The organism is Ureibacillus acetophenoni, from assembly GCF_900220965.1.
GTDB lineage: Bacteria > Bacillota > Bacilli > Bacillales_A > Planococcaceae > Ureibacillus > Ureibacillus acetophenoni.
Genome location: NZ_OBQC01000014.1, coordinates 40414 through 66890, shown reverse-complemented (window position 1 = coordinate 66890; position 26477 = coordinate 40414). Strand labels below are relative to the sequence as shown.

At 34.8% G+C, this 26477-nt stretch carries 24 protein-coding genes and 1 riboswitch; of the genes, 2 read left to right on the top strand and 22 right to left on the bottom strand.

All coding sequences use genetic code 11. The features are described 5' to 3' along the window. Positions 1 to 4 precede the first annotated feature (4 nt). From CRO45_RS16085 to CRO45_RS16020, 14 genes are all read right to left on the bottom strand, one after another. On the bottom strand, positions 5 to 433 hold the full coding sequence (locus tag CRO45_RS16085) for a bifunctional adenosylcobinamide kinase/adenosylcobinamide-phosphate guanylyltransferase (protein WP_097150641.1): 429 nt from the start codon (positions 431 to 433) through the stop codon (positions 5 to 7). Beyond that, the gene (locus tag CRO45_RS16080; RefSeq protein WP_170949523.1) at positions 388 to 1005 is read right to left on the bottom strand and encodes a histidine phosphatase family protein; all 618 of its coding nucleotides are present in this window, start codon (positions 1003 to 1005) and stop codon (positions 388 to 390) included. The genes CRO45_RS16085 and CRO45_RS16080 overlap by 46 nt, the downstream gene beginning before the upstream one ends. Then, the gene (gene cobS / locus CRO45_RS16075) at positions 975 to 1733 is read right to left on the bottom strand and encodes an adenosylcobinamide-GDP ribazoletransferase (RefSeq protein WP_097150677.1); all 759 of its coding nucleotides are present in this window, start codon (positions 1731 to 1733) and stop codon (positions 975 to 977) included. The genes CRO45_RS16080 and cobS overlap by 31 nt, the downstream gene beginning before the upstream one ends. Continuing rightward, positions 1730 to 2281, bottom strand: a complete 552-nt coding sequence (locus tag CRO45_RS16070; RefSeq protein ID WP_170949522.1) for a bifunctional adenosylcobinamide kinase/adenosylcobinamide-phosphate guanylyltransferase — start codon at positions 2279 to 2281, stop codon at positions 1730 to 1732. The genes cobS and CRO45_RS16070 overlap by 4 nt, the downstream gene beginning before the upstream one ends. Then, positions 2278 to 3366 carry a threonine-phosphate decarboxylase CobD gene (gene cobD / locus CRO45_RS16065; RefSeq protein WP_235864621.1) on the bottom strand — a complete coding sequence of 363 codons (1089 nt, stop codon included), beginning with the start codon at positions 3364 to 3366 and terminating at the stop codon, positions 2278 to 2280. The genes CRO45_RS16070 and cobD overlap by 4 nt, the downstream gene beginning before the upstream one ends. Positions 3367 to 3381: 15 nt before the next feature. Further along, positions 3382 to 4362: an adenosylcobinamide-phosphate synthase CbiB gene (gene cbiB / locus CRO45_RS16060; protein ID WP_097150637.1), complete on the bottom strand. Its 981-nt coding sequence runs from the start codon at positions 4360 to 4362 to the stop codon at positions 3382 to 3384. A gap of 27 nt (positions 4363 to 4389) precedes the next feature. Beyond that, the gene (locus CRO45_RS16055; RefSeq protein ID WP_097150636.1) at positions 4390 to 5904 is read right to left on the bottom strand and encodes a cobyric acid synthase; all 1515 of its coding nucleotides are present in this window, start codon (positions 5902 to 5904) and stop codon (positions 4390 to 4392) included. Between the two features lie 52 nt (positions 5905 to 5956). Next, positions 5957 to 6508 (bottom strand): cob(I)yrinic acid a,c-diamide adenosyltransferase, encoded by a 552-nt coding sequence (locus CRO45_RS16050; protein ID WP_097150635.1) that lies wholly within the window; start codon positions 6506 to 6508, stop codon positions 5957 to 5959. A gap of 90 nt (positions 6509 to 6598) precedes the next feature. After that, entirely contained in the window at positions 6599 to 7642 is a 1044-nt protein-coding gene (cobT, locus tag CRO45_RS16045) for a nicotinate-nucleotide--dimethylbenzimidazole phosphoribosyltransferase (protein ID WP_097150634.1), read from the bottom strand. Further along, a complete protein-coding gene (locus CRO45_RS16040; protein ID WP_097150633.1) occupies positions 7635 to 9026 on the bottom strand; it encodes a cobyrinate a,c-diamide synthase in 1392 nt (463 codons plus the stop codon). The genes cobT and CRO45_RS16040 overlap by 8 nt, the downstream gene beginning before the upstream one ends. Before the next feature lie 89 nt (positions 9027 to 9115). Continuing rightward, a complete protein-coding gene (locus CRO45_RS16035) occupies positions 9116 to 10597 on the bottom strand; it encodes an adenosylcobinamide amidohydrolase (protein ID WP_097150632.1) in 1482 nt (493 codons plus the stop codon). A gap of 3 nt (positions 10598 to 10600) precedes the next feature. Continuing rightward, positions 10601 to 11665, bottom strand: a complete 1065-nt coding sequence (locus CRO45_RS16030) for a FecCD family ABC transporter permease (RefSeq protein ID WP_097150631.1) — start codon at positions 11663 to 11665, stop codon at positions 10601 to 10603. Further along, on the bottom strand, positions 11631 to 12623 hold the full coding sequence (locus CRO45_RS16025; protein WP_097150630.1) for an ABC transporter substrate-binding protein: 993 nt from the start codon (positions 12621 to 12623) through the stop codon (positions 11631 to 11633). Before CRO45_RS16025 ends, CRO45_RS16030 begins: the two co-directional genes overlap by 35 nt. Positions 12624 to 12806: 183 nt before the next feature. Beyond that, positions 12807 to 12996: riboswitch (cobalamin riboswitch) on the bottom strand. A gap of 74 nt (positions 12997 to 13070) precedes the next feature. Next, a complete protein-coding gene (locus tag CRO45_RS16020) occupies positions 13071 to 13616 on the bottom strand; it encodes a histidine phosphatase family protein (protein ID WP_097150629.1) in 546 nt (181 codons plus the stop codon). A gap of 182 nt (positions 13617 to 13798) precedes the next feature. On the opposite strand from CRO45_RS16020, the gene trxB reads away from it, so the two are divergent. Further along, positions 13799 to 14770, top strand: coding sequence for a thioredoxin-disulfide reductase (trxB, locus tag CRO45_RS16015; RefSeq protein ID WP_097150628.1), 972 nt, complete (start codon positions 13799 to 13801; stop codon positions 14768 to 14770). Between the two features lie 86 nt (positions 14771 to 14856). Here the strand turns inward: trxB and CRO45_RS16010 are convergent, their stop codons facing one another. From CRO45_RS16010 to CRO45_RS15975, 8 genes are all read right to left on the bottom strand, one after another. Next, complete coding sequence (locus CRO45_RS16010) at positions 14857 to 15669, bottom strand: alpha/beta fold hydrolase (RefSeq protein WP_097150627.1); 813 nt, start codon at positions 15667 to 15669, stop codon at positions 14857 to 14859. Between the two features lie 290 nt (positions 15670 to 15959). Continuing rightward, on the bottom strand, positions 15960 to 17687 hold the full coding sequence (locus tag CRO45_RS16005) for a recombinase family protein (protein WP_097150626.1): 1728 nt from the start codon (positions 17685 to 17687) through the stop codon (positions 15960 to 15962). Positions 17688 to 17861: 174 nt separating this feature from the next. Beyond that, on the bottom strand, positions 17862 to 19148 hold the full coding sequence (locus CRO45_RS20400) for a murein hydrolase activator EnvC family protein (RefSeq protein ID WP_097150625.1): 1287 nt from the start codon (positions 19146 to 19148) through the stop codon (positions 17862 to 17864). Positions 19149 to 19463: 315 nt separating this feature from the next. Then, on the bottom strand, positions 19464 to 19940 hold the full coding sequence (locus tag CRO45_RS15995; RefSeq protein WP_235864620.1) for a ZIP family metal transporter: 477 nt from the start codon (positions 19938 to 19940) through the stop codon (positions 19464 to 19466). A 50-nt stretch (positions 19941 to 19990) separates the two neighbouring features. Then, positions 19991 to 20503: a VanZ family protein gene (locus CRO45_RS15990; protein ID WP_097150624.1), complete on the bottom strand. Its 513-nt coding sequence runs from the start codon at positions 20501 to 20503 to the stop codon at positions 19991 to 19993. 258 nt (positions 20504 to 20761) lie between these two features. Next, the gene (gene ccsB, locus CRO45_RS15985; protein ID WP_097150623.1) at positions 20762 to 21949 is read right to left on the bottom strand and encodes a c-type cytochrome biogenesis protein CcsB; all 1188 of its coding nucleotides are present in this window, start codon (positions 21947 to 21949) and stop codon (positions 20762 to 20764) included. 36 nt (positions 21950 to 21985) lie between these two features. After that, positions 21986 to 23638 (bottom strand): cytochrome c biogenesis protein ResB, encoded by a 1653-nt coding sequence (locus CRO45_RS15980; RefSeq protein ID WP_036188682.1) that lies wholly within the window; start codon positions 23636 to 23638, stop codon positions 21986 to 21988. 200 nt (positions 23639 to 23838) lie between these two features. Beyond that, complete coding sequence (locus CRO45_RS15975; protein WP_097150622.1) at positions 23839 to 25362, bottom strand: multicopper oxidase family protein; 1524 nt, start codon at positions 25360 to 25362, stop codon at positions 23839 to 23841. Positions 25363 to 25611: 249 nt separating this feature from the next. Between CRO45_RS15975 and spoIIP the strand changes: the two genes are divergently transcribed. Continuing rightward, positions 25612 to 26475 carry a stage II sporulation protein P gene (gene spoIIP / locus CRO45_RS15970; RefSeq protein WP_097150621.1) on the top strand — a complete coding sequence of 288 codons (864 nt, stop codon included), beginning with the start codon at positions 25612 to 25614 and terminating at the stop codon, positions 26473 to 26475. The last annotated feature ends 2 nt before the right edge of the window (positions 26476 to 26477 follow it).

Genomic DNA, 26477 nt, shown 5'->3' with positions numbered 1-26477 from the left:
AAATTTATTTTAATCTCCTTGATAAGCCATTCCAGACATAGTCCACTTGTACTGCAAGTTGAGCTGCATCCTGTCCAATCCATCCAGCAATATCTCTAATTCTTCTTTCATCCTTTTCTACAGGTACAATTCCCTTGCCAATATCTAACATTATAAGGACAATTTTGTTATTTCTTTTTTCCTCTTCCTCAATAAGTGTTTGAAAAAGTGCTTTGAATTCTTTTCGAATGTCGTCATTGTTCTCACTCTTCTTTAGACTAGGAGCAATCCATTGTTCCCATCCCTCTAACACTAATGTTGTCCCTTCCAACCACTGTGTTCTCCAATCTTCTACCATATTCCCATTATAGGCAGATACCCAGCTACAAGTTTCGCTTCTTTCCCTTACTATTTTTCTTTTTCCTGAAAAGGCACCACCGATAACGAGTTGCATGCCCATTCCCCCTTATGCTTTACTAATGTTAAATGAATCCCATGTCCGTGTGGAACGGAAAGTTCCCAAAATGCTATAGAGGGTACAAATTTTGAAACAATATAGCGGATAACTCCACCATGGGTCATGATCAAAAATAACTTTTTCTCATTTGGAGTCGATTCAAATGGATGTTGAAGTAAATCTTGAATAAAGGTATCAATTCTAGCTTTGAATGTATCAGCTGACTCTCCATTTGGTATAGAAAGGTTCTCCCAATTATTCAGCCAATCCCGATAAATTTGATTGTCTTTAAGTTCGTTATAAGTTTTTCCTTCCCAGTCTCCAAAATTAATTTCTCTTATTCTTGTATCAACTGAAACCTGTGCTGGAACGTTTAAATAGGCTAAAGTTTCAAGGCAGCGACGTAAATCACTCGTAAAGACGTGGTCAAAACTTAACTCCGCCAACTCCTTTTGCAGTTTTTTTAGCTGAGTTAGTTCGCTCATTAAAACTCCTCGGTCAGTATGCCCTAAATACCTTTTCTCCTTATTCCAATCTGTTACACCATGACGAACGAGAAATAAATCCATGTAATGGCTAGTCCCCATAATTCGCCTCCTTCAATCGCTGCACCTAATAAGTCTCCATTTGTACCTTTAAATGTATGAATTACCCAAGCCCCAAACAATCCAATAAATAATAGGTATACTGGAAGTAAATATAAAAATTCATTAAAGAAAAATAATAGTACAAGTAGTGGGAGTATTGATAATAAACAATCATAACGATTTATATTTTTCTTCCATTCCCATGCCAAACCTTGTTGTTTTGCAGTCGGTAGGAAAACCATTAAAACAACCGTACCAAAACGTGAGAAACACAAAATAAGGATAAAGAAATATATTGGAAGTTCTAATTTTAATAACTCATAAATCAATAATGTTTTCCAAGATAATAAAAACAATAAAGCAATAACCCCAAAGCTTCCTACATGGGAGTCTTTCATAATCTCCCATTTTCTTTCTAGGGGAGCGTTTGAGCCTACCGCATCTGCTACATCCATCCATCCGTCTAAGTGGAGACCTCCAGTAATCAACACCCATAAGGAAATCATAAGTAATGTCATGATAGGTAAAGGAAGGAATGATTCAAGTAACATGGTAGTAATAGTGAGGATGAAGCCAAGAACTGCGCCGACAAGCGGATAACTTCTTATTGCCCATCTACTAGTAGTTTTGTTCCAAGGACATTGAAAGGGAATCGGAATTCGAGTTAGGAATTGAACAGCAAGTAAAAAACCAAAAACTAATTGCTTCACAACCATTTAGCTCCCTTCCAATAGGTAGGAATTCCTGCCTGAACCTCAACAACAATATCCGATTGCTCAATAATCCTTTGATGTATTCGCTGTAAAGAGTACATATATGTAAATACAGAATCATAAGAAGTTGGAATCCCTACATTTACATCATTTGAAACAATCATAAGATGAAATTGTTTTTCACGTGCAAGACTTAACAAGTTAAAAATAACTTTTTCTAATTTTTCCAAACTATAATTTAGTTCAAACATGACATTACTTAACCAAATTGTTAAACAGTCTAGTAAAATAACATCCTCTTTATTGCAGTTTGCAAGAATACGTTCAATGTCAAAAGGCTCTTCAACTGTTTTCCATACATCTCCTCTATCTTGCTGGTGAATTCGAATTCGTTCCACCATTTCATCGTCACTTTTTTTAGCAGTAGCTATGTAATAAAGTAAGCTTCTTTCTCTTCCCTTCACTTTGTTGTGTAAGGAAAGAGCAGTTTGTTCAGCGAAATAACTCTTACCTGATCTCGCACCACCAGAAATAAATAGAATCATAATCCATTTCTCCATTTCCGAAGAACATCTAATAACTGCTCGTTTTCTTCTTTTGACCTAATAGCAATCCGTAAAAATTCACCCTTTAAGCCTTTAAAATTATGAGTATGTCGTGTTAAAATTCCGTGCTCTAATAAAAAATAAAAAAGCTCTTCTGTTCGATTCGGATGCTTCTTATCTCTTAAAAGGTAAAAGTTGACTTGTGAAGGGGTAGTATAAAAATCCAATTCAGCTAACATTTCATACACAGACTTGGATTGTTCATAAAGCCAAGCTCTTGTATCTTCAATAAAAGCTCTATCTTCTAGTAGTTTTGGAACAACAGCATCTACTAATGAGTTAACGCTCCATGGAATTTGTTCGTTTTTTAATACATTAATAATGCTAGGTCGAGCCAGTATATATCCGATTCTTAGGCCAGGGATCGTATATAATTTTGTTAAGGAACGCAATAATATTAAATTAGGATAAGAAGCTAACCAAGTTGAAAGATTCGTAGTAGGCGGTAGTAGAAAATCGACAAAAGCTTCATCCACCACTATAAATGTCTCCGTTTTTTTTCCTTCTTCTAAAAGTAATTGCAGATCTTCTTCAGCAACCACCGTTCCAGTTGGGTTATTCGGGCGACAAAGAAAGAGAACATCCTTTTCCTTAAGTTTTTCGCTAATTAATGTTATTTGTAAATTAAAATCATTTTCTTGTTCATAAAAAATATCTTCCACATCTATATGGTAGTGTTTGCACGCTCGTTCATATTCCGAGAAGGTAGGATGAACTATCATCGTTTTCTTATTTTCAAAGTATTTTGCAACCAAAAATATCGCTTCGGCTCCTCCATTTGTTAGTAGAACATTATCTTGCTCTACCCCTTCGTGATTGGCTATTGTTAGGATGCTATTCGAATATGAAGGGTCTGGATAACGAGTAATCTTCTCATAATTGTCGTCTAATGTAGCCTTTAACCAAGAAGGAGGGCCTAAAGGGTTTAAATTTGCACTAAAATCAAGTAATTTTCTCTCCATATTAATATTTAAAAGTTGTTTTATCTTTTCTGGCTGTCCACCATGATTTGGCCACTTCATCATTTCACCTCATATAAGCTACCTATTCAAAAGGAGGATGCATAAACCTATTACTAAAAATACAATCCAACCTCCATGCATATATATAATTGTCTTTTTTATATCAAAGCGTACTAATTCTCTTAAGGGGTCTCCAAGGTAAGCCCTTTTTGACTTAATTCCTCGATAATAATTAACTCCACCTAACCGAATTCCCAATAAGCCAGCGATCATAGACTCTGACCATCCGCTGTTTGGACTAGGGTGTTTCCGCGCATCCCTCCATGTTACTTTCCATCCATTTCTCTTCTTTGAGCCTTTAATGACAAAGGATGAAAGCCAAATCGAAATTGCTGTAATTCTTGCAGGAACCCAATTTACGATATCATCAAGTTTCGCAGAAGCCCACCCAAATTCAATATATCTATCATTTTTATACCCAACCATGGAATCTAGCGTATTAATGGCTCGGTACACCATCGCGAGCGGTGCCCCACCTATCATTGCCCAAAATAATGGTGCTGTTATGCCATCGACTGTATTCTCAGCAACTGTTTCTACAGTTCCTCTAACGATTTCACTTTCTGACAAGTTTTCCGTATCACGTCCTACAATCATACTAAGCATTCGTCTAGCTTCGATCAAATTACCATCCATTAATGGAGATAAAACATCTTTAGCAGCAGACGATAGACCTTTTACTGCAATAGTCGATGAAATTAAATAGATTTGAAGGATTGCACAAACAACTGGGTGAATTTGATACACAATATATAGAATAGATATAGTTAAGAGAAATACCGTTAACAAAACTGTTACGGTAAGACCAACTCCCTTTCCTTTTCTATGCTTTCCTTTATTCCATTTCTTTTCTAAAAATGAGATAAGCTTGCCCATTTGGACGACTGGATGTGGGATCCACTTAGGTTCACCTATCCACAAATCTAATAGAATTGCAGCAACTAAGATCGTACAAAATATGACGGCTGGATCATATAATAAACCCAAACTAAACAACATTATTTTTTATCCTTTTCCTTCGTTTCTTTATGATTTCTCTCTACTTGCAAAGAAATTGGTCATCAGTTTATGAATTCGGTCTATTTGAATATTTTCTCGAACTACCTGGGCTAATAAATCAAAGCTTGCTTCCCTCTTTTGAGCAAAAGAGGCTCGATTTCGTATCGGCTCCAAACCTTTTTTTATCCTTAACTCATTAAGTAACGTCTCTCGAAATAAGTCATTATGAAAAATTCCGTGTAAGTAAGTTCCAAAAATATGCTTATCTCTCGTTATTACCCCTTCATTTCGATTGGGAAGCTGAATAAAATGGCTACACTCCTTTTCAAAGTAAGATTCGCCCATATGAATCTCGTACCCCGAAACTGGGATATTCTCTTCCCCGAATCTTGCTATTCCTTTTGAATGAACAGTTGTTTTAGTTTGAGTCATCTTCGTCTTCAATGGAATGAGCCCTAATCCATCAACCTTCGTATGTAATGATTCAATCTGGTAATCATCCTCAATACTATTCCCTAACATTTGGTATCCACCACATATTCCGACAATTACGGTGTCTTTCTCAACCAAATCCATTATTCTGTTTGCAAGCCCAGATTTGTGAAGAAACATCATATCTTCAATCGTATTTTTACTACCAGGTAAGATGAGTAAATCAGGTTCACCTAAATCATTTACGCTATTAACAAAACGAACGTGACAATCACTTTCCTCAAAAAATGGATCTATATCTGTAAAATTAGATATTAATGGATGGCGTATTACAGCAATATCAAGATCCTTTGAAAAATCTAGTTTAGTAGAGTATTGGTTTAATACAACTGAATCCTCTGCCTCAATGGTTAAATTATCGATATATGGAACAACACCTAAAATCGGAATGCCAGTATATTCTTCAAACCAATTTAACCCTGGCTCTAATAGTGAAACATCTCCTCTAAATTTATTTATGATTACACCAATCACTCTTTTTCGATCTTCAGGTTCTAGAAGCTGTAATGTTCCAACTAAACTGGCGAAAACTCCACCCTTTTCTATATCTCCGACTAAAATAACTGGTGCATTTGCAATGTTTGCGACCCTCATATTTACAAGTTCTCGGTCATTTAAGTTAATCTCCGCAGGACTCCCTGCACCTTCAATGACAATACGTTCATAACTAGCGGCCAATCTGTCATAGGAGTCTGTAATTATTTTTAAGCCTTGCTGAAAGAAATCTTGTCGATAATCTCCTGCCTCCATATTTCTATAAGGCTTACCATGTACAACGATCTGTGATTGGTAGTTTCCAGTTGGCTTAATTAGAATGGGGTTCATGTCTGTTGTCGCAATAATACCTGCCGCCTCGGCTTGAACTCCTTGTGCACGTCCGATTTCTTCCCCATAAATCGTGATATATGAGTTTAACGACATATTTTGAGATTTAAAAGGAGCTGTTTTAAAACCATCTTGAACGAATATACGGCATAAAGCTGTAACAATAGAACTCTTTCCAGCATCTGAATGAGTACCTTGAATCATTAAAGGAACTGCCTTTCTCATTATGCATTAACTCCTTAATTTTACTTGGTCGTATCAGTCTATCTTGACTACATTAAAACTCTATTCCCTTTACAGCCGGAATGCCCTCATCGTAATAATGTTTTTCCGAGTCAATTACCGAAACAAGATCAGCTACATCTTTAATTTCCTGTTTCGCATTTCTTCCAGTAATGACAAGGTGCACATGGGATGGCTTGTTATGAATTAAATCGATTACTTCGTTTAGTGGCAAAACATCGTCAACAGGGAAGGTATCAATTGCAAGTGCGTTGTTCAACTCATCTAGAATCACTAAATCGTACTCCCCACTCATAACAGCGTCCCTAGCTTGTGGCCATCCGATTTTTAATGCTTCTCTATGTTCCTCGGGGGTTTTTGTCCATGTAAACCCAATTCCAAGCTGTATCATCTCGACCCCTAACTTGTTGAAAGCAATTTGTTCTCCATAGGATCGCTGAGGTGATTTTATAAACTGAAATATTTTGACGTTTAACCCTCTTCCCACTGCTCTTAGCGCTAGTCCTAAAGAAGATGTTGTCTTCCCTTTTCCATCACCTGTATACACAAGTGTTAGTCCTCTATTTTTCGCATTACTTTTTTCCATGTTTACCTCCATTTTTATCCCGGTTCAACTATCCATCAGTCGGGGATTTACAAAATCCCCGACTGATAAAAGTTTCACTCTATGAAATCGTTAGCTTTTTTTAGATATCCCCGCAGAATCAAAACTTGCCATTTCCTTAAGCATCAATGTAGCCGACTGCAAAATTGGAAAGGTAATGGCTGCTCCAGTTCCTTCGCCTAATCTAAGATCTAAATCAAGAATAGGTTTTCTCCCTAATAAATTAAGAGCAATTCTATGCCCTGGTTCAACTGATTGGTGTGTTGCAACCATGTAATCAAAGGCATTAGGAGAAATCTCCTTAGCGAGCAATGCTGCTACTGTACAAATAAATCCATCGATAAGAATTGGTACTCTATTAGTAGCAGCAGCAAGCATTGCACCTGCCATCCCTGCAATCTCAAGTCCTCCTACCTTAACGATAATATCTATAGGATCATGAGGGTTTGGTTTACGTTTTTGAAGGGACTGTTTTATAACTTTTGTTTTATGTATCAAGATTTCTTGTGAGATACCAGTACCAGAACCAACTAGTGTAGCGACATCACTATTACTAAGAACAGCTAAGATCGCACTACTCGCTGTCGTATTTCCAATTCCCATCTCACCAAGTATGAGACACTGGGCTCCTTTTTTGATCATTTCCGAGCCTTGTTCATAACCTACTTCAATTGCCCTTTCAGCCTCTTGACGGGTCATCGCATCTTCCCGATAGAAGTTAGCAGTACCATAACGTATCTTTCTATTTATTAAACTAGTATGTTCAATATCATTCGCAACTCCAATATCGATGATGTTGATGTATGAATCTATTTGTCTACCAAAGACATTAATTCCAGCGCCTCCGTCTAGAAAATTGTGCACCATCTCCTTTGTCACGACTTGCGGGTATGCTGAGACTCCCTCTTCAGTTATGCCATGATCTGCAGCAAAAACAAGAATACCTGCTGGCGAAACACTCGGAAATGCTTCGTTTTTCATTTCAGCTAATTCAATAGCTATTTCCTCTAATCTTCCTAAACTTCCAAGTGGCTTTGCCAATGTATTAATATATTCATAGACTTGTTGCCCCATTTCCTTATTTCTATTTGGAATTGGATAGTTTTTCTCAATCATACGATTTCCCCCTACTTTCTTTGTACTCTACACATTTTTCAATCCAATTCTCTACCATCTCAGAACATGAACCAAAATGAATATGAGTATACCCTGCAACTACATTGTGGATTAAATAGCCTTCATTTTTTAAGCCTTGCAACCCTTCCGTTTGATAGGCAAATGGTAAATTCGCTTCGGTAGATTGATAGGAAGAGTAGTGATATTCATGCCCTTTTGCGGATAGACTTCTTAGTATAAAATTTCCCTTTTGACCACTTATCTCTCTGTAACCCAATGCAGATAAAGTCGGTTGCATATGTATGCTACCTGGGATTACTCCTACCATCGGATACTTCTTTTTCCTTGTCGTTTCGATTGATTCTGTTAAATACATGAATCCTCCACATTCTGCAAGTGTAGGTAAACCATGCTCAATTAAAGTCTTCACTGAACGATTAGCTTTTATATTACCTGCCAGCTCATGAGCAAATTCTTCAGGTAAACAGCCACCTAGATATAGTCCATCTACATCTTCCGGTAACTCTTCATTATCAAGTGGTGAAAAATAAACGATTTTAGCACCCTTTGCTTCTAGCATTTCTAAATTTTCAGGATAATAAAAATTAAAGGCCTTATCCTTCGCAACAGCAATTTTAACGATATGTTCTATTTTTGTATTAACAGACAAATCCTTGTTATTCACTCTTAATGGTTCAGCTGTAGCTAGTTCAAGAAGTTGCTCTATATCAATTGTCTCAACAATTAATTCCCCTAATCGATCAAAAAGCGAATCTAGATCTCCTCTTTCAATAGAAGGTATAAGTCCAAGTTGCCTCTCAGGAATTTCAATATCTATCTCCCTTTTCAAATAACCAATTACAGGAACATGACATTCCTGTTCGATTGATTTTTTGATTAGTTGATAGTGGCCTTCACTCCCAACTTTATTTGCGATAACACCAACAATATTTGGCCCTTCTGAAAACAGTTGAAACCCTTTAACGATAGCTGCTGCACTACGAGCCATACTTTCACAATTGACGACGAGCAAAACTGGACTTTTAGTAATCATACTAATTTCAGCAGTACTACCCTCGTTTGTTTCTGGACTTTTCCCATCAAAAAAACCCATGACTCCTTCAATTACCGAGATGTCTGCACCTTGACTTCCGTTTATATATGTTTCCAAAATACAATCTTGCGTGAGCATCCAACTATCTAAATTACGGGAAACTCTTTTCGTTACAGCTGAATGATATGATGGGTCTATATAATCAGGTCCGCATTTAAAACCTTGAACGATTAGCCCAGCCTGCTTTAAAGCAGCCATAATACCAATGGTAATGGTTGTTTTTCCTACTCCGCTTCCAGTGCCTGCAATTACAATTCGTTTTGTCACTATAACAACTCCACCTTTTTAAGAAAATATAATCAAGGATCACACTACATAATGAAGTACGGATTTGTTTAAAGGTTTATATTAAACAATAACTATTGCCTCCAATTTCCTTCATAAACTCTATGTAAATACTTTTTTATCGCTTTCTTTGTTGCACGATATACGATTTGACCAATTCCTTTTCCAACAGTTGTACCTGATCCAGCATATGGTGTTTTTTCCCCTTGTTGTGTAAGTCCAAGTAGAATTGCATCTGTTGAAGTACCAGTTGCAATTGTATTTGAGTGTATATCCTTTATCTTTAAATCCTGTAAGGCCTTCACTTTTGCTTCAGTAGCAGATATAATTCCATTTACAAGAGCTCCATCAGAAAAATGGGCATTTATGAATAAAAATATATTAATTGTCCCAACTGTTTGGATTACTCCTCTATTTAACTCATTTGTTATATCAACAGCATTTCCTGTTCCTGCAGTGACCACTGCCATCATAGGAATACCTTCAATTTCCTCTTCTAAAAAAACTGCATCCTCAAGCTCTACAGCGGTCATCATGCCAACTGCTTGTTCGGGTGGAATGGAGTGTTTGGTCATCCAACTTTGTAGATCTTCTTTAGGTTCGGAACTATTGTAATCTTTCGAAACATGAAAGTTACAAAAATGCTTTAACCACTGAATTCCTTCGCCGATTACCCCATTAGAAATAGTTCTTAAATGCTGATTGAACTCTACATGAATATATTCCTCAGTTTGTTTTATTCGATATGACTTGCTAAAGTCCATCGTTCTAGAAACGCTATAGTCTGGAGTCATAATAAGTTGAGGCTTTGGAAGCGTAGGATGTGCCCTAGACTTTAACTCCACGTCGTAAACCATTTTTAATTTGTCTTCTTTTCTTAAGATTCCAACATCGCCTACTTCTAAGATGCTTCCGTTATGAAGAAATGCAATTCTATCTGCATATAGTGAGGCGATATTTAAATCATGTAGGATTGCAAAAACTGTTAAATCGAAATTTTCCTGACGTTTTTTTAGTAAATCCAACATTTGGAATATATGTTTTATATCTAAATGATTAGTAGGTTCATCTAATAATAAAATTTCAGGTTCTTGTGCTAACGCTTTAGCCAACAACACTCTTTGTTTTTCTCCACCGCTCATCCTTCGAAAAGGGGTTTTTCGAAAATCGCTAATGTTTGTTAGTTCCATGACTTCTTCTATGACAGCCAAATCTTTTTTAGTTAGGTTCTTGAATATACCTTTTTGATGTGGATAACGACCGAGACTTACTATTTCCTCAACTGTGTAATCAAACGCTACTTTGTTTTCCTGTGTCAGAACAGCCATTAGTTTCGCCTTTTCAATGTTCGATAGAGTCGCTAGATTTTTTCCATCAATATAAACTTCACCTTCACTAATTGGTAATTGTCCGGTAATAAGCTTAAAAAGAGTTGTCTTTCCACTACCATTTGGGCCAAGAAGGGTAAAAAATTCTCCTTTATTAATTTCTAAATCCAAACCATTAACAGTTGGAGGTTGAGTGTATCCACCACTCAAGCCATTAAGTTTGATCATACTTTATCCCCTCCGCCCAATTCTTTCTCTTATTAATAACAACGCAAAAACAGGTGAACCTATTAATGCTGTAATAACGCCTATGGGTAATTCCTTTGGAGCAATAATAGTCCTCGATAGTAAATCAGCTAATATGAGAAAAGCACCGCCTACTAACATGGATATGGGTAGGACGTGACGATGATTGGGACCTGTTACTAAACGAACTAAATGAGGAATAACTAGTCCAACAAATCCAATTGAACCTGATACAGCAACTGCTGCTCCAGTTAATAAAGAAGCACCAATTAATATGAATGTTTTCCCTCTACGAACATCCACTCCTATATTTTCTGCTGCATCCTCACCTAATGCTAAAGCATTTAATTCCCTGTAGTGATAGAACAGAATGATAGTACCAATCACCATAAAGGGAAGGATTAACTGTATATGACTCCAGCCCCTCATGCCAACGCTACCATATAACCAATAGATAATTTGTGTCATTGAATCTCGATCACTTAACGAAATAATAAGAGACACAACTGCACCAATAAAGGCACTAACAATGATTCCTGCTAGGATTAAAGTTTCAATCGATAAACTTCTACTACTTAATCTAACTAGTCCAAATACTACAAGTAGGGCTGCAAAACCACCGATAATTGAAACGACTGGAAGAGTAAAACTTCCAAAACCAATAATGGTAATTTGAAAAAATAAAACGACAACTGCACCTAGAGCTGCACCTGAGGAGACACCAATTGTGTATGGATCTGCTAAAGGGTTACGTAAAAGTCCCTGAAAAGCAGCACCAGCTAGTGCGAGAGATGCTCCCACGCAGAAAGCAAGAATTACTCTGGGTAATCGGATATTCCAAATAATCATTTCTTCATTTCTCGCAATATCGTTTAACCAGCCCATGCTAAAGGTTTTGTCCATGATTATATGTAAAATTGTTGAAACAGGTACTTGAACGCTACTTATCAATAAGGCAAAGAGGGCCGTACATAGTACTAACCCTCCACTAAAAACGTACAACCATCTAATTTTATTAGTTAAAAACTTCCGGATATACAAACTCTGCAATTGCCTCTACTCCTTCAATTAAACGAGGTCCTGGTCTAGTAACAGTATCACTATCAACATCAAACACCTGCTCATTTTTTACAGCAGGCACTTCATTCCATCCTTCACGGCTTAGTACCTGATCTCTAGGATTGTCTATATAGTAACCATATGTAGTAATGATAACATCAGGGTTTAATTGTACGATTTCTTCCTCTGTTAGTTTTACCCATCCTTCATGTGCCTCCGCGGCATTAGTTGCATTTATGGATTCTAGCATTTCATGCATAAAGGTATTTGTTCCAGTAGTAAAAATATCCGGAGCCGGTGAAACTTCCACCCAAACTTTCTTTTTATCTGTAATCATTTCCGCAGCTTTTTCTTTAATTGCTTCATGACGTTGCTGCATATCAGTAATAATTTTTTGTGCTTCTTCATCAGTTCCAGTTGCCTTCGCAATCATTTCAATATTATGGTAAACATCTTCAAAGGATGTTGCATCTCCAACAACAACTACGTCAATCCCAGCTTCTTCAAACTGTTTAAGTAAATCTGGGTGTGTATTGTAATGATAATCAGTAACTAGCGCTAAATCCGGCAAAAGTGAAAGAACAAGCTCTGCATTAATATCTTGTGCACCTACTTTTTCTTTTTCTAATGCTTCCGGTGGATAGTTATCGTAATCTGAAACACCAACAATCTTATCGCCTAGTCCAAGTGCAAATGAAATTTCTGTGTTACTCGTTTGAATGGAAACAATTGTTTCAGGCTCATCATCAATTGTCACCTCACGATTAGCACCATCTGTAATAGTGATAGGAAATTGACTTTCATTATTATTAACGACTTCCTCTTGAGCATTTTCTTTCTCTATATTACTTTCATCGTTTTTCCCTTGTGTACCACAGCCTGTAATGATCGTTAAAGTTAAAAGTAAAAAAACACTCAACAATCCCCATTTTTTCAAAATCTCTTTCATTTGTAAGACTCCCTTCTATTTTTAAACACAAAAAAACGCTTTTCCTGTGGAAAGCGTCGATTAAAGGTATCTTTGTTATATATTAATCTTTGCAGATATTTTATATAAGCTTGCAATCTATTATTTAACGAAAATGATTTAAATAAAGACTACCTACACTTTAAACTTTCCTTTCCTCGAGGAAGCTTAAACACATAATAGGCAGGTCTCCTGACTTACGAATCAAACAGTTGGTTACTCCTTCCCATGTTTACACACAGTGGATATTTATAACCTTCCTTCTCGCTTACAGTGGCGGGACCGTATTGGATTTACACCAATTTCCCTCTTAGTCTTAAATAACATTTAAGAAACCTATTAGTTTAATATTCATTTTTTTGTTGTTTACTAAAGAAAGTATAGTACAATTTCTTCCTTTTGTAAAATATCCCTGATAATACTATTTAATTATAAGTAGTTTATCCTATTAAAATAATTAATTGTCCAATGAACATTATTATATTCAATTTCTGATAAACTGGCATTGTTCACTTTATTATTGTATTCATTAGAGTGAAGTAATGTAGTTAAAATAACCTGGATTACATCGCCATGTGTTACTAGTAGAATATTTTTATTATCATAGTTTTCTATTAATCGATTTAATCCTATAAGTACTCGTTTTTTAAAGAGAATAAATTGTTCCCCAACTTGGTCATGTAGTGTCTTGTCAATTAATGGAGAACCAACAGCTTCTCCGTAATGCTTCTCTATAAATTCATCCATAATTTGCACATTAAGAGATATTTTATTTGCAATAATAGTAGCAGTGTCCATTGCACGAATTAAAGGACTCGATATTACCAAATCCCAATTTTCTTTTGAAAGATAAGCAGCACATGACTCTGCCTGTTGTTTCCCTCTATTATTTAATTCTGTATTTAAAGTACCTTGAATGATTCCTTTAGCATTCCAATCTGTCTCACCATGCCTAATTAAACAAATTTTTAGCATATAACATCCCCCCTTTAAGGAAACTCTCGATTTTCACCTAATTTTTAAACAAATTACTTGAAATGTTGTATAAACAACGTTTATTCAATTCTATTGGTTCAATGATATTTTTTCCACTGCTACACTAAAGTTACAAAGGGAAATGCAGATCATATTTATAAAAATGTAAAGGAGAGAAGAAAATGATTGAAGAAAATATTTATGATGTAGCTATTATCGGTGCAGGTCCTGCAGGTATGACAGCAGCTGTTTATACGTCTCGTGCCAACTTATCTACTATTATGTTGGAACGGGGTGTACCAGGTGGTCAAATAGCTAATACAGAGGAAGTAGAGAATTATCCTGGATATGAAAAAATTCTTGGTCCAGATCTATCAAATAAAATGTTTGAACACGCTAAAAAATTTGGTGCTAAGTACGCATATGGCGATATTAAAGAAATTATAGACAATGGAAATTACAATATTATTAAATCCGAAAATAAGGAAATAAAAGCGAGAGCCATCATTATTGCAACTGGGGCTGAATACAAAAAGCTTGGAGTACCGGGTGAATCTGAATTAGGAGGACGTGGTGTTTCCTATTGTGCGGTTTGTGACGGTGCCTTCTTTAAACAACGCGAATTACTTGTAATTGGCGGTGGTGATTCCGCTGTTGAAGAGGGTGTTTTTCTGACACGTTATGCTAGTAAAGTTACCATCGTACATCGTCGTGACAAACTTCGTGCTCAAAAGATTTTACAAGATCGTGCTTTTATTAATGAAAAAATAGATTTTATATGGAATCATACCGTTAAGGAAATTCACGAAGAAAACGGAAAAGTTAGTAGTGTTACATTAGTAAATACGGAAGATGGAACGGAACAACAAATAAAAGCTGATGGTATATTTGTATACGTAGGCATGGTTCCTTTAACTAAACCATTTACCAATTTAGGTATATTGAATGAACGCGGTTATATTGTTACAAATGAAAAAATGGAAACTAACATTCCAGGGATATTTGCTGCAGGGGATGTTCGTGAAAAATCACTTCGTCAAATCGTTACAGCAACTAACGATGGGAGTATAGCTGCACAGAGTGTGCAACAATATGTAGAAGGATTAATCGAAACCTTAAAGTCTTCGAAGTTGCAAACAGTGTCCGCATTATAAAGTTTTAATAAACTACTAAATTAAATATGTAAAAAAACCAGCACTGCTCTACTCAATAGGAGTGCTGGTTTTACTATGCCATAAAATTATTTACTCGCAATATCATAAATGACTTCTGTTGTTTTATCAGGGTTTTCCGCTACTAACAAATGAGTGCAATTCTCAAAAGGTATCGCTTTAGCATTTGGTATTTGTGATACAAGGTATTCTGCTGTTTCCTTTGAATATAATGTACTCTGATCACCATAAACGATTTGTGTCGAAACCGTTATTTTTGGCAATACGTCTCGATAATCATTTACAACCATCGCTAGCCACATAGCAGCTAAAACGTGCGGTGTATTCCCTTCAACAAATAAACTATTTGTCTCCTCAATCATCTCTTCCGTAAAATATGGTGCTGCTATCGACATAAACTCTTTTCCAAAAGCGGAATAATCATGATTCAAAGCGGTTAAATCCCTTAGAGCGTCTTGTATTTCATATCTCCCATGAAACAAACCATACTTCCACTCTTCATCATTTAAAAGCTTTGGAGTCATGTCGAATATAGTAAGGGATTTAAGACGGTTAACACCATACTTTCTCACATACTCAAAGCTAGTAGATGCACCCATTGACCATCCAACTAAGTTTACATTTTCTAATGCAAGCTCATTCATAAGTTCTTCTAAATCGTCAGCGAATCTACTCAATGTTAGTCCATAATGGGGTTTATCTGATTTCCCATGTCCCCTTAAATCATAAGAGATCACTTTAAAGTTTTTACTTAATGTTTCGATTTGAGGTAGGAATCCCTCATTGTTTTGTCCCCATCCGTGAATTAATACTATCGGTTCTCCTTCACCAACCACCTCATAATAGAGATTGGTACCATCACTAGTTTTTAGAAGTGTCATAAACTACAACCTCCTTAGAATCTTTCACTCATACGAACTCTACTAATCTAAATAGACCTTAATCATTTGAAATATGTTTTCCTTATATTAATAGTATGTTAGTTTGCATTGTAATATTCTTTAAGAGAATAATGTCAATTATATAGGATGATTATTCGTTTATTTGCGTTTATTTGCGCTTCTTTAGTTACTGCACTTGGAGATTTAAATCGTAGTCTATTTATAAGGATACGAATAAAAAAAGAGACAAGGTATTATACCTTGTCTCACTTAATATAAGATTAGTTTGTTTACTTAGATACCGAAGGACGGGGATGGCCGTCACCTACACAATCCTCACTATTTTGTGCAGATAACGGCTTTCTGGGAGAACTTTCAGAATTGTTCTCAACTGCTATCTTCATAATTTTGTGAAGAAGTTCTTTTTCAGTTTCTAGATTCTTATAATCTAGTTTGCTAATGTTTTTCACTAACTCAATATTTTCACTATCAAACTTAAAGTGGATATCCAGTTTAGTATTTCCATCTTCAAGTTGAACAACATCTATTTTGTCTATCAACTCACCAATAACTTTTCGTTGAATTTCTTTATCGACATAATTCAAGAAGTTAACAGACAATTCAAACTTTTCACTTGTAATAATGCTATGTTTTAATTCTTCTGCTTTTTCAACTAGTAAGTTATTTGTAGTATCAAATTGTTCAAGTTCAACTTGCACCTCTTCTATTTCTTCTTGAAGAGTTGTCATTTCCCTATCGAACCGTTCAATCATTTTTTCATTTTTAGTCCTTAAACTTCTATCCATTAAGTTGTTTATCTGCTCGTTCTTCCTTACAATCTGCCTTTGGAGAGAGACCTTCCTCTTTAACTTATCGGCTTCCTCAGTTGTTAGAGTGGCGAACTGAGAATTGAAAGCAGAGAGTAATTTCTTCTTACTCACAACATCTTCAAGAGTTGAGATAACTAATGGATCTACTTTGTCTACTCTCAAACCTTTTGCATCACAGAATGCTCTAGAGTGCCTTTGTCTACCACTGCAATAGTAATATTCATATTTTTTTCCGTCATTATTATATTTAGGATTTCCATTGAATGTATTACCACAAGAACAAGTCAATAGACCAGTTAATAAATGCTTAGTAGCAGCCTTGTTGGGGTTGAATGTTCCTTTACCTCTTGCCTTACTTTTGAGTAGTTCTTGCACTTCATTAAAGAGTTCTCTATCAATAATTGGTTCGTGTCTATTTTCAACAATAATCCAATCATTTTCTTCATTCTTCTTTCTTTTACCAGAAGTTGTTTTTCTTCTTTTATTATAGTAAAAGTCCCCAACATAAACAGGGTTTAGAAGTATAGCCCTAATAGTGGATTTGCTGAATTTATCCCTTCCTAAAGCATTGTCTTCTGTGAGTGTTCTAGTTAAAGCATCCATTCCTTTTCCATTCCGGTATTCATTGAACAACCACCTTACAACAACAGCCTCTTCTTCAACAATTTCAAAACCCGTCTTATCTTCTTTAACTGTATAGCCCAACGGTGCTAATCCACCTAAGAAGCGACCTTGACGTGCTGCTATTGATAGCATATTGTCTCGTACTGTTTGCCCTATCTGTTCTCGTTGGTATTCAGCCACAGAAGCCGTAATGTGGAACATTAAGCGTCCTTCTGGTGTGTCTGTTCTCAAGAAGTTTTCTTTCGTAGAAGCAAAGTCAATATCTAAATCGCTTAACTCTTGAACATATGATATTGTATGTTGAACATTTCTAGAGAAACGACTTAGATTATATACAACTACTACTTCAAATTTTTTCTTTCTAGCATCTTCAAACAATCTTTGAAAATCTGGTCTATTATCTGTGCCACCTGAGATATCCAAATCTTGATAAGAACCTATTAGTTCATAATCATTTTGTATACAATATTTCTTAATTTCTTCGAGTTGAGTGTCTTGGGAATCTTTCTCGCCTGTCGGTCCCATATCACTTACTCGAATATAAGCAACTGCTTTCTTACTCATTCTATCGCCTCCTCTTTCTTTTAAGTAATGAGTTTCTTCTATTATAATGTATTTTACAAGTAGAGTAATAGTTTCATTACAAATGAGTTATAAATGAATTATGAAGAAATCCTCAAATAAATTTGGAATGCCCTCCAAATTTATTTGAGGATACTAATTAGTGAAGCACACTATTTAAAACGGAACAAACTTCAACGGATTCATATGTCCTACCTTTTGACCTGCCCAAGTACCATTATGCAATTCAAAATGTAAATGTGGTCCTGTGACACGACCAGTCGCACCCATTTTCCCTATTTCCTGTCCTTTCGATACGGTTTGTCCAGCTTGGACACCGATCGAACTCATGTGAGCATAAACGGTTGTATAAATTTTTCCATTAATCGAATGTGTTAAGAGAACAGCATTACCATATGTACTAAGAGGTGCAGCATACGAAACTACTCCATCCGAAGCTGCCACAATTGGTGTTCCAGTAGAATTTGCTACGTCCACACCATAGTGGAACTCACCACCGCCAAAACTTCTCCATCCATAACCAGAAGTAAATGTACCATATGTTGGAGTTGTCCACACTCCACTTGATGTTACAGGAATATTAGGTGAAGCTGATTCATTATTTTTATTTTGTTTACTTTCTTGTTCAAGTCGTTTACGTTCTTGTTCACGTGCCAATTCTGCCATACGTTTCTGTTCTGCAATGATTTTTGCTTCTAAATCTTCACTGATTTCATATACTTCCTCGTATTCATTTTCCAATTGCTGTTTTGAGTCTTTTAGCTTTTCTTGTTCGGCTTCAAGTATTACAATTAGGGCCGTTTTATTTGATCTTTGGCTCTCTAAATTAGTCTTTAATGTAAGCAATTCTGTACGTTCACTCTCAAGTTTCACTAACGTTTCTTCTAAGTCAAACTCTTTTATCTCAATTAGCCTAATATCTTCATTTTGTTCATTTATAAGGGAATGGTCAGCCTCCATTAATGTACTTGCTGCTGAAAATCTATCTATTAAATCAATAAAGCTATTTGCGCCTAGTAAAATATCTAACCAATTTATTGTTCCACTAGATTGAATTGTACGTAAACGTTCGTCAATTAGTTCATCTCGATTATTGACTTTCTCCTCTAGATCTTTAATGTCCACTTGTAAATTTTCAATTTCTTGAGTTGTTTGCTCAATACTAGATTCAAAAACATTAATTTGATCTTCGGTAGCAGTAATTTCTTTATTAAAGTTTGTTATTTGGTTTAATAAACTATCTTGTTCTGCTTGGTTTGTCTGAATTTCTATTTTTTTATCTTTTAATTCTTGGTTTAACTCTGTCTTTTTTTGTTCTATTTCATTTTGTTCTTCTTTTAAACTATCCAAATTATTTGCTGAGGCTTGTAGATTAAGGAAAATCGTTGAAGTAAACAACGTAAAAAATCCTATTAAGACAAAACCTTTTATTTTCTTATCCAAATAAAAAATCCTCCCGAAAATCTTGTTCTAGTTGATAAACCTATTAGTACTCTTTATCTAAAAAATTGAGTATACCATTCAAAACACTTAATAGATTTTACAATAATGTTTCAGTTCATTGGAGTAATAAAACAAAATGATGACCAACAAAACTCAATCTGAAACTAACTAATCTATTAAAATAAGTTTAAATTGAATGCCATAATTCCTATTCCGATTAGAGGTTAAATTAAAATTCTATGTAATGAGGATTTTTCCATTACTGGCAACAGTATTTCTGTAACTGTAACCATTAAAATAATACCTATGGTAAAACTAATTAAGATGGTCGAAATAAAAGTATGATTTAAATCTAGTATATAAAATGATGCCTTCAGGGATATTATGAAGTAGAAGCGTTTGTAAAAGAGAAATATCATGTTCGTGACTTGTCGCTAGAATAATTCCAATAGGTAGATTGGGAATGGAGAAACTCAATATCAGTAACAAACCTTTACGAATATATACTCTTTCCTTTGAGGTATTCTTAATCACCTGATAATTCCGCATTACTTTATGTAATAATTCAAATATGACCATTCCAATAGAAACTTCAACTATTGTTATGAACCAACCGCCTAATTCAATTGCTTCTTGGAAAATTACAATACTTATTAGGCCAAAGATTAGGCCAGCACATACTGCATTAATAATGATTATCTTTCGTTGAAAATCCTTAAAGAGCCATGCAACGGCTCCACCAATAAAAATCCTATAGAAGTGTAAAGGAACCCTAATAGCAATTCTTCCCATTAACACCTTCCAATTGTTTAATTAGTGATATGGTGGTAATTTAAAAGATTTTATGAATTATGGTTTTTACTAATTAAAGTTACTAGACTAAAAGAAATGTATCCAAATAGACCACCAGTTGAATTTGTAATTAAGTCAGTCACATCAAATATTCTTGTCGAAGCAGCATTCCACCATACGCTAATTAATTGATAGCATTCTATGAACAAACTAAAAGTTAATGTTGCTATAACGGTCTTTAATAAGCCTTTTTTCATTATAATTGGGTATAAAAATCCAAAAGGCATCATCATTAAAATGTTTAAGAAAATTTCCTTTGTAGCACCGTGATATTTTAACATTAGATCTTTAAATGGTATAAAATTAGCAGTCTCTAAAAACAATTTATTTGTTCCATTTAATGGTATAGTGAAGGGCATTATTGTAACAAATAATACCATTACTATATATACAAACATAAGAGTTTTAATTATTAATGTATTCTTCGATTCATTTTTCCATCTTCTAAAATAAATATATATATATACCATAACTAATAAAGTAAAATCTATAAGATAACCCATTTTCTACACCTTTTCGTAAGTAATGGATTTTATAAGGTTGATTCCATGCTTAAAATCCAATTTTTATTATTGTTATAATACTAATAATTTAATAATTTATAGGTCTATTAATTAAAAAGTACATCACAAATATATAAGTGATGTACTAATTATCGTAAAATGTGTGACATTAAAGACAAGTAGCTGTTATTTTAATAAAAACATACATTCACTATCATTACTATACAAAGTAAGATAAACTCTCTTAAACTATTTATTTTATGCGTAAGAGTGCAGTCCAGCGATAACTAAGTTTACTACGACTAAGTTAAAAATAATAATACCGAAACCGATTAAAGCTAACCATGCACTCTTTTTGCCTTCCCAACCTTTTGAAAGACGTAGGTGAAGGTATGCTGCATAAAATAACCATGTAATTAGCGCCCATACTTCTTTTGGGTCCCAACCCCAGAAGCGTCCCCAAGCTTCTTGTGCCCAAATCATCGCAAAGACAAGAGCTCCTAGAGAAAATATCGGGAATCCTATTAATACTGAACGATAGCCAATTTCATCAAATAGTTGTAAGTTTACTTTCTGTACTAATGGATTCAACAATTCGATAATTCGCTTTCTAGCAATTAATCGAATTAAAACGTAAAGAATCGTACCAACTAATAATGACCAAACTACAATATTTAATTTTTGAGCATGAATAAATGCTGGCATTTCAATTAAAGGTTCCATCGCTCCTTCAGTTATAGCAGTAGATTCATTCATACCAAAAATCGGTGGATGATTATAAATAATCTGAAGTTCTATTTCATCTTTATTGATATAAGAATATCGGTCTTCATAGCCTACAACATTAAATGCAACTGACGCTGCAATGTTACCTACAATGATAACTAAAAAATACAGTACTGCTTCAAGCCAAAAACGTTCTTTTCCTTTTTTCTTTGCATCAATAACTTTTAGTAAATAAATTAATCCTGCAACCGCACTGATGGCTAAAATCGATTGACCAATAGCTGCTGTAATTACGTGAATTGTTAACCAGTGGCTTTGTAAAGATGGTACTAAAGGTGTTACTTCTCTTGGGAACATTGCTGCCCAACCAATGATTATTAATGCAATTGGTAACGCAACTAATCCAAGTGCAGTCACTCGATACATAAAGTACATATAGATAAATGCCCCTATTAAAAACATACCAAATGCTGTTGTAAATTCGAACATATTACTTACTGGTACTTGTCCTGAATAAATCCAACGTGTAATAAAGTATCCTAAATGTGCAAGGAATCCGATGATAGTAACAATAATCGCTAGTTGACCCCATTTAGTTGCGCGTCCTGCCGCTCCATCTGGTTTTGCGCTTTTAATCGAACCTCCAATTAATAACGTTGCAACTAAATAGGCAACAAATGCAACAAATAAAAGATTACCACTAATATCTATTAAACTCATAATAAGTAGTCACCTTCCCCTTTTATATTAATACTACTATTCATCTTTCTTTTCTTTCTCTTTTTCGTCAACTAACTGATCAACATATTGAGGTAAATGTGCATATTCAGTTAAGGCATCAATTTCTTTCTTAATTCCAAACCAGTTTTTGTTCGTATGTGCAGCAAGACGAATTTGTCCGTCTGCTAACTGTTCAATCCAAACTCTTCGATGATTCCAGTAGGACCCTATTGCTAAACCTAGTAAAAAGATAAATCCACCAACAATTAATAATGGAATTGTCTTATCCATTCGAATTGTTAAACCTGACATATTGATCGTATCTACACCAGTAAACGCCATTTTATAAGTATTCTCACTAGCCCCTGAACCTTCAACCGTTTGTTGAATAGCAACAAAGCTAATCTCACCTTTTGGTTTTTCCGGTGTTATCATATTAAAAATAAATGCTGGATTATTTGGATTCGGTGTTGCTGTTTGTGGCTTACCTTCATCATTAAACCCTGTATAATCAGGATAATATTCCATTAACTCTACCTTAGTATTTTCATCAATGACATACTCACTTTTTGGATTTCTTAAATCGATAGTGATATTTCCTAGTACAGTACCAGTTTCTTTATTCGTTAATGAAAACGTCATTTCTTTTAATTCATTTAATCTATAATCCATTTGATATAATGAATACCCATCATGCTCTAATGGATGGTTTACTCGGATCGAGTACTCTTTCACCACTTCTAAATTATTTGTTTCTCCTGGTAATGCATCATCCGATTGCTTGTACAATACTACATCCGTTTGATAGTTTTTTGCAATTACAGCCACACCTTGCTGTATTTGTGCAGTTGTCGGGTCATTATCATGTGTTTCTAAAATAAACTTTTTGCTTTCTAAAAAGTAACCATCCATTCCAGGGATAGCACGAGTTTCTCCATCACGAATCCACATTGATTCATCCACATGCATTCCCGGAAGTTGATGTAGCATAACACCTAATAAAAAAATAATTAAACCCACATGATTAATGTAAGGACCATAACGTGAAAATCTACCTTTTTCAGCAAGTAAGGCTGATCCATCGTGACGTACTTTGTAATTCATTTTTTTTAGTTTTTCCTCAACCGAATAAAGTGTTTTAGATGGATCGCCTTCAGTAACAGCACCTTCTGCAATAATTCGTTGGCGTCTCATAAAGCTTTCGTGACGTTTTACTCGTTGTTTTGTTAATGATTTGTGTAATGGGATACCACGGTCAATACTTGCAACAATAATGGAAACCCCAAGCATTCCCACAAGTACCTGGAACCACCAAGTTGAATATAGATCAGAAAGCCCCAAATTGTAATATAGTGTACCTAATGATCCATAGTTTGTTTCATAATAAAGTGCCTTACCAGCCTCCGTTCCAGCAGCTACAAAAAATTCTTGTGGAAAAATTGTTCCGATAGATGCTACTACTAAGAGAATAATGATTAATGCCACTCCAACTTTTACGCTAGAGAAAAAATTCCATACTTTATCGACAAAGGATTTATTGTGCGTCTTTGATCGAATGGCAGATCCATCATATTTCATATCTAAAACTTTTTGTGACTTTCCTTCTTCTGTTAGTGGTCTACCACAATTGCTGCAAATTTTTGTGCCAAGTGGGTTTTCATGCCCACAAGCACAAACAATTTTTTCCATAATTTGCACTCCTATTCCGGAATAATCAACCCCATGTATAAAACGATATCAGCTTCACCTAATTCTCCGGTAATAATATTATTGATTTTACCAATCAATGTTACCTATTTAATACTTCCTTATAAAACACTAATATAATATAAAAACCAAATTGGACTTAAAAAACCCAATTTGGTTTTTTTATATAACAGTGGATAAAGTTATAAAACTTCAACTTGTCCCATCATTCCGTTTTCTTCATGTTCAAGAACATGACAGTGGAACATGTAGATCCCTTTATTATTGAATTTCACAGCTAGCTTCACTGTTTGGTCTGGTTCAATTGCAACTGTGTCTTTCCAGCCTTGCAGTTCCGCAGGTGGTTCCTTGCCATCAATTGAAACGATTTTAAATTGTGTCCCATGAATATGGAATGGGTGTGCCATACCGCCCATCATATCTGGTTTATTATAAATCTCCCAAATTTCTGTTTCACCTTGTTTTTGAGTAAAATCGATTCGATTTATATCAAATTGCTTGTCATTGATATAGACCATTTCACCCATACCAAATAGTTCAAGTTTTTTCGTAACAGGTAGATTTTTTTCTTCTTCAGTTACTACGTAGTCATTTAATGTTTCTGAAATTTCTACTGTATTTGTTTTTTGTTCATCAATCTTAAATGGCAATAAGATAGAATCAGCTTCATTAACTAAGGCTACGTCGCTTGATGCATCATATTTAGAAAAATCAACAATAATTTCAGCACGTTCTCCAGGTGTTAATATGATTTCTGACATTTCAGTTGGTTCATTTAAGAATCCACCATCTGTTGCAATTTGTTGGAATGAATCTCCTGTGTTTAATTTAAATGTATAATTACGAGCATTAGAACCATTCAATAATCGTAAGCGTACTTTCTCTTTTCCTACTGTCAGTTTAGGATTAAGAGTTCCATTTACTAACATTGTATCGCCTATTGTTCCATCTTCATTACGCACTGCTTGGTAATCAAATTGTTTATTCTCATTAAATTGTCTGTCTTGGAAAACTAGTGGGAAATCGTTTACTCCATATTCATCAGGTAATCCTAGGTTTTTAGAGTTTTCATCTTCCACATAAATCAATCCTGCTAATCCTTTGTATACTTGTTCTGCTGTAGCACCTTCTGGATGTGGATGGAACCAAAGTGTTGAGGCTCCTTGACTTACAGTGAATTTTACATCTTCTGAAGCACCTGGTTGTAGAAGTTGATGTGGTCCTCCATCCCCTTCACCCGGTATATCAACTCCATGCCAATGGAATGTTGTCGGTTCTAGCAAATCATTTTTCGTTCTAAATGTTACAGTTTCACCCTCACTTACACGAATAACTGGACCTAAGAATGAACCATTATATCCATATGTGTCAGTTTGGACACCCTCAAAAATTTCAGTTTTACCTTGTTGAGCAGTAATATCAACAACTCCATCATTAGCTTCTACTAATGGTGGAAGGGCTAGTTCGTTTTCACCTGTCGAATTATTTAGTTCTAATGGATTTGTATGACTTGCATGGCCGTTTTCCATATCCATCCCTTCCATATCCATGTTGGAATGATCCATCCCCTCCATATTCTTCATTTCCTCTTCAGACATGTTGGAATGATCCATTTCTTCTGATTCTGAATTTGTATTATTTGCACTACAACCAGTTGCAATTACAGCACTGGTTATTAATGCAGTTATCCATAACTTGGATTTCATGCTGATTCCTCCTTAATTTGTTTACAAAAATAATGTAACAAATAATTATGGAGAAATTATGCACATATCAAAGTATGATAAAGGAGATTTAATGAAGTTCATAAAAAATTCATAATGTAGTTTAAGATATAGTAGGTACAGAATTATATTTTACTAACAATAAATATTACAAATTATTAATCTCAAATTTTATAAACCTATAATAAATAATTAGAAACCCTCAAACATATAATTTTTTGAGGTGAATAAATGATGCAATACAAACTCGTCATATTTTTTGGATTCATTTTACTATTATTTGTATCACCAATAATTGCAAGTTCTTTTAACCCATCTCAGGATATAACAGTTGAAGGGCTTGAAACACCATCTCAGGATATAACAGTTGAAGAGCTTGAAACACCTAAAAAACTTGTGTATGCTCCTACAACCACTGATGTACCTCTTGATAGTTTAGAACCGGCATTATCAAAGAATGTTTTGATGCTTTTTACGCATTCCCATGAAGCTTTTATTCCCATAGTGAAAAATAAAAGTGGTAAAACAGCTGTTTATGACTCAAAATCAAATATTACTGAATTTGAAGAAATTATTAAAATGCATTTCAATGTAAACTCCTTAAACACAAAATTTCTTGAGGTTGATACAATGGATGAACTATACAATACAAATCGTACTTTTTCTGAAGCTTATGATGTTGTACGACCTTATCTTTCAAACGAAATCCAAAATAATACCTACGACCTAATCGTTGACCTTCATAGAGATTCTGCTTCTAGAGATATATCTACGCTTACTTACAAGAATCAGACCTTCGGAAAAATCTATTTTGTTGTAGGGGAAGATAATCCAAACTACTCAATAAATCAATCATATTCCCAACAAATCTCTGATAAATTGAATGAGTTGGTTCCAGGAATATCACGTGGTGTAATAGGGAAAAAAGGTGAGCATGTTGATGGTATTTATAATCAAGATTTAGCTAAAAATATGGTTTTAATAGAACTTGGAGGTATTGAAAATTCAGAAGAAGAGATTAATCGTACAATTTCTGTTCTCGCACAAGCAATTTCAATAGTTTTACAAGATGAATCGTCTTCTAAAAATAATTAGGC

Bases quoted from the DNA above. Each gene is read 5' to 3' on its own strand.
- CRO45_RS16085 (WP_097150641.1), bottom strand. From the start codon at position 433: ATGCAACTCGTTATCGGTGGTGCCTTTTCAGGAAAAAGAAAAATAGTA.
- CRO45_RS16080 (WP_170949523.1), bottom strand. From the start codon at position 1,005: ATGGATTTATTTCTCGTTCGTCATGGTGTAACAGATTGGAATAAGGAG.
- CRO45_RS16070 (WP_170949522.1), bottom strand. From the start codon at position 2,281: ATGATTCTATTTATTTCTGGTGGTGCGAGATCAGGTAAGAGTTATTTC.
- cobD (WP_235864621.1), bottom strand. From the start codon at position 3,366: ATGATGAAGTGGCCAAATCATGGTGGACAGCCAGAAAAGATAAAACAA.
- cbiB (WP_097150637.1), bottom strand. From the start codon at position 4,362: ATGTTGTTTAGTTTGGGTTTATTATATGATCCAGCCGTCATATTTTGT.
- CRO45_RS16055 (WP_097150636.1), bottom strand. From the start codon at position 5,904: ATGAGAAAGGCAGTTCCTTTAATGATTCAAGGTACTCATTCAGATGCT.
- CRO45_RS16050 (WP_097150635.1), bottom strand. From the start codon at position 6,508: ATGGAAAAAAGTAATGCGAAAAATAGAGGACTAACACTTGTGTATACA.
- cobT (WP_097150634.1), bottom strand. From the start codon at position 7,642: ATGATTGAGAAAAACTATCCAATTCCAAATAGAAATAAGGAAATGGGG.
- CRO45_RS16035 (WP_097150632.1), bottom strand. From the start codon at position 10,597: ATGATCAAACTTAATGGCTTGAGTGGTGGATACACTCAACCTCCAACT.
- CRO45_RS16025 (WP_097150630.1), bottom strand. From the start codon at position 12,623: ATGAAAGAGATTTTGAAAAAATGGGGATTGTTGAGTGTTTTTTTACTT.
- CRO45_RS16020 (WP_097150629.1), bottom strand. From the start codon at position 13,616: ATGCTAAAAATTTGTTTAATTAGGCATGGTGAGACAGATTGGAATGCT.
- trxB (WP_097150628.1), top strand. From the start codon at position 13,799: ATGATTGAAGAAAATATTTATGATGTAGCTATTATCGGTGCAGGTCCT.
- CRO45_RS16010 (WP_097150627.1), bottom strand. From the start codon at position 15,669: ATGACACTTCTAAAAACTAGTGATGGTACCAATCTCTATTATGAGGTG.
- CRO45_RS16005 (WP_097150626.1), bottom strand. From the start codon at position 17,687: ATGAGTAAGAAAGCAGTTGCTTATATTCGAGTAAGTGATATGGGACCG.
- CRO45_RS15995 (WP_235864620.1), bottom strand. From the start codon at position 19,940: ATGGGAAGAATTGCTATTAGGGTTCCTTTACACTTCTATAGGATTTTT.
- CRO45_RS15990 (WP_097150624.1), bottom strand. From the start codon at position 20,503: ATGGGTTATCTTATAGATTTTACTTTATTAGTTATGGTATATATATAT.
- ccsB (WP_097150623.1), bottom strand. From the start codon at position 21,949: ATGAGTTTAATAGATATTAGTGGTAATCTTTTATTTGTTGCATTTGTT.
- CRO45_RS15980 (WP_036188682.1), bottom strand. From the start codon at position 23,638: ATGGAAAAAATTGTTTGTGCTTGTGGGCATGAAAACCCACTTGGCACA.
- CRO45_RS15975 (WP_097150622.1), bottom strand. From the start codon at position 25,362: ATGAAATCCAAGTTATGGATAACTGCATTAATAACCAGTGCTGTAATT.
- spoIIP (WP_097150621.1), top strand. From the start codon at position 25,612: ATGATGCAATACAAACTCGTCATATTTTTTGGATTCATTTTACTATTA.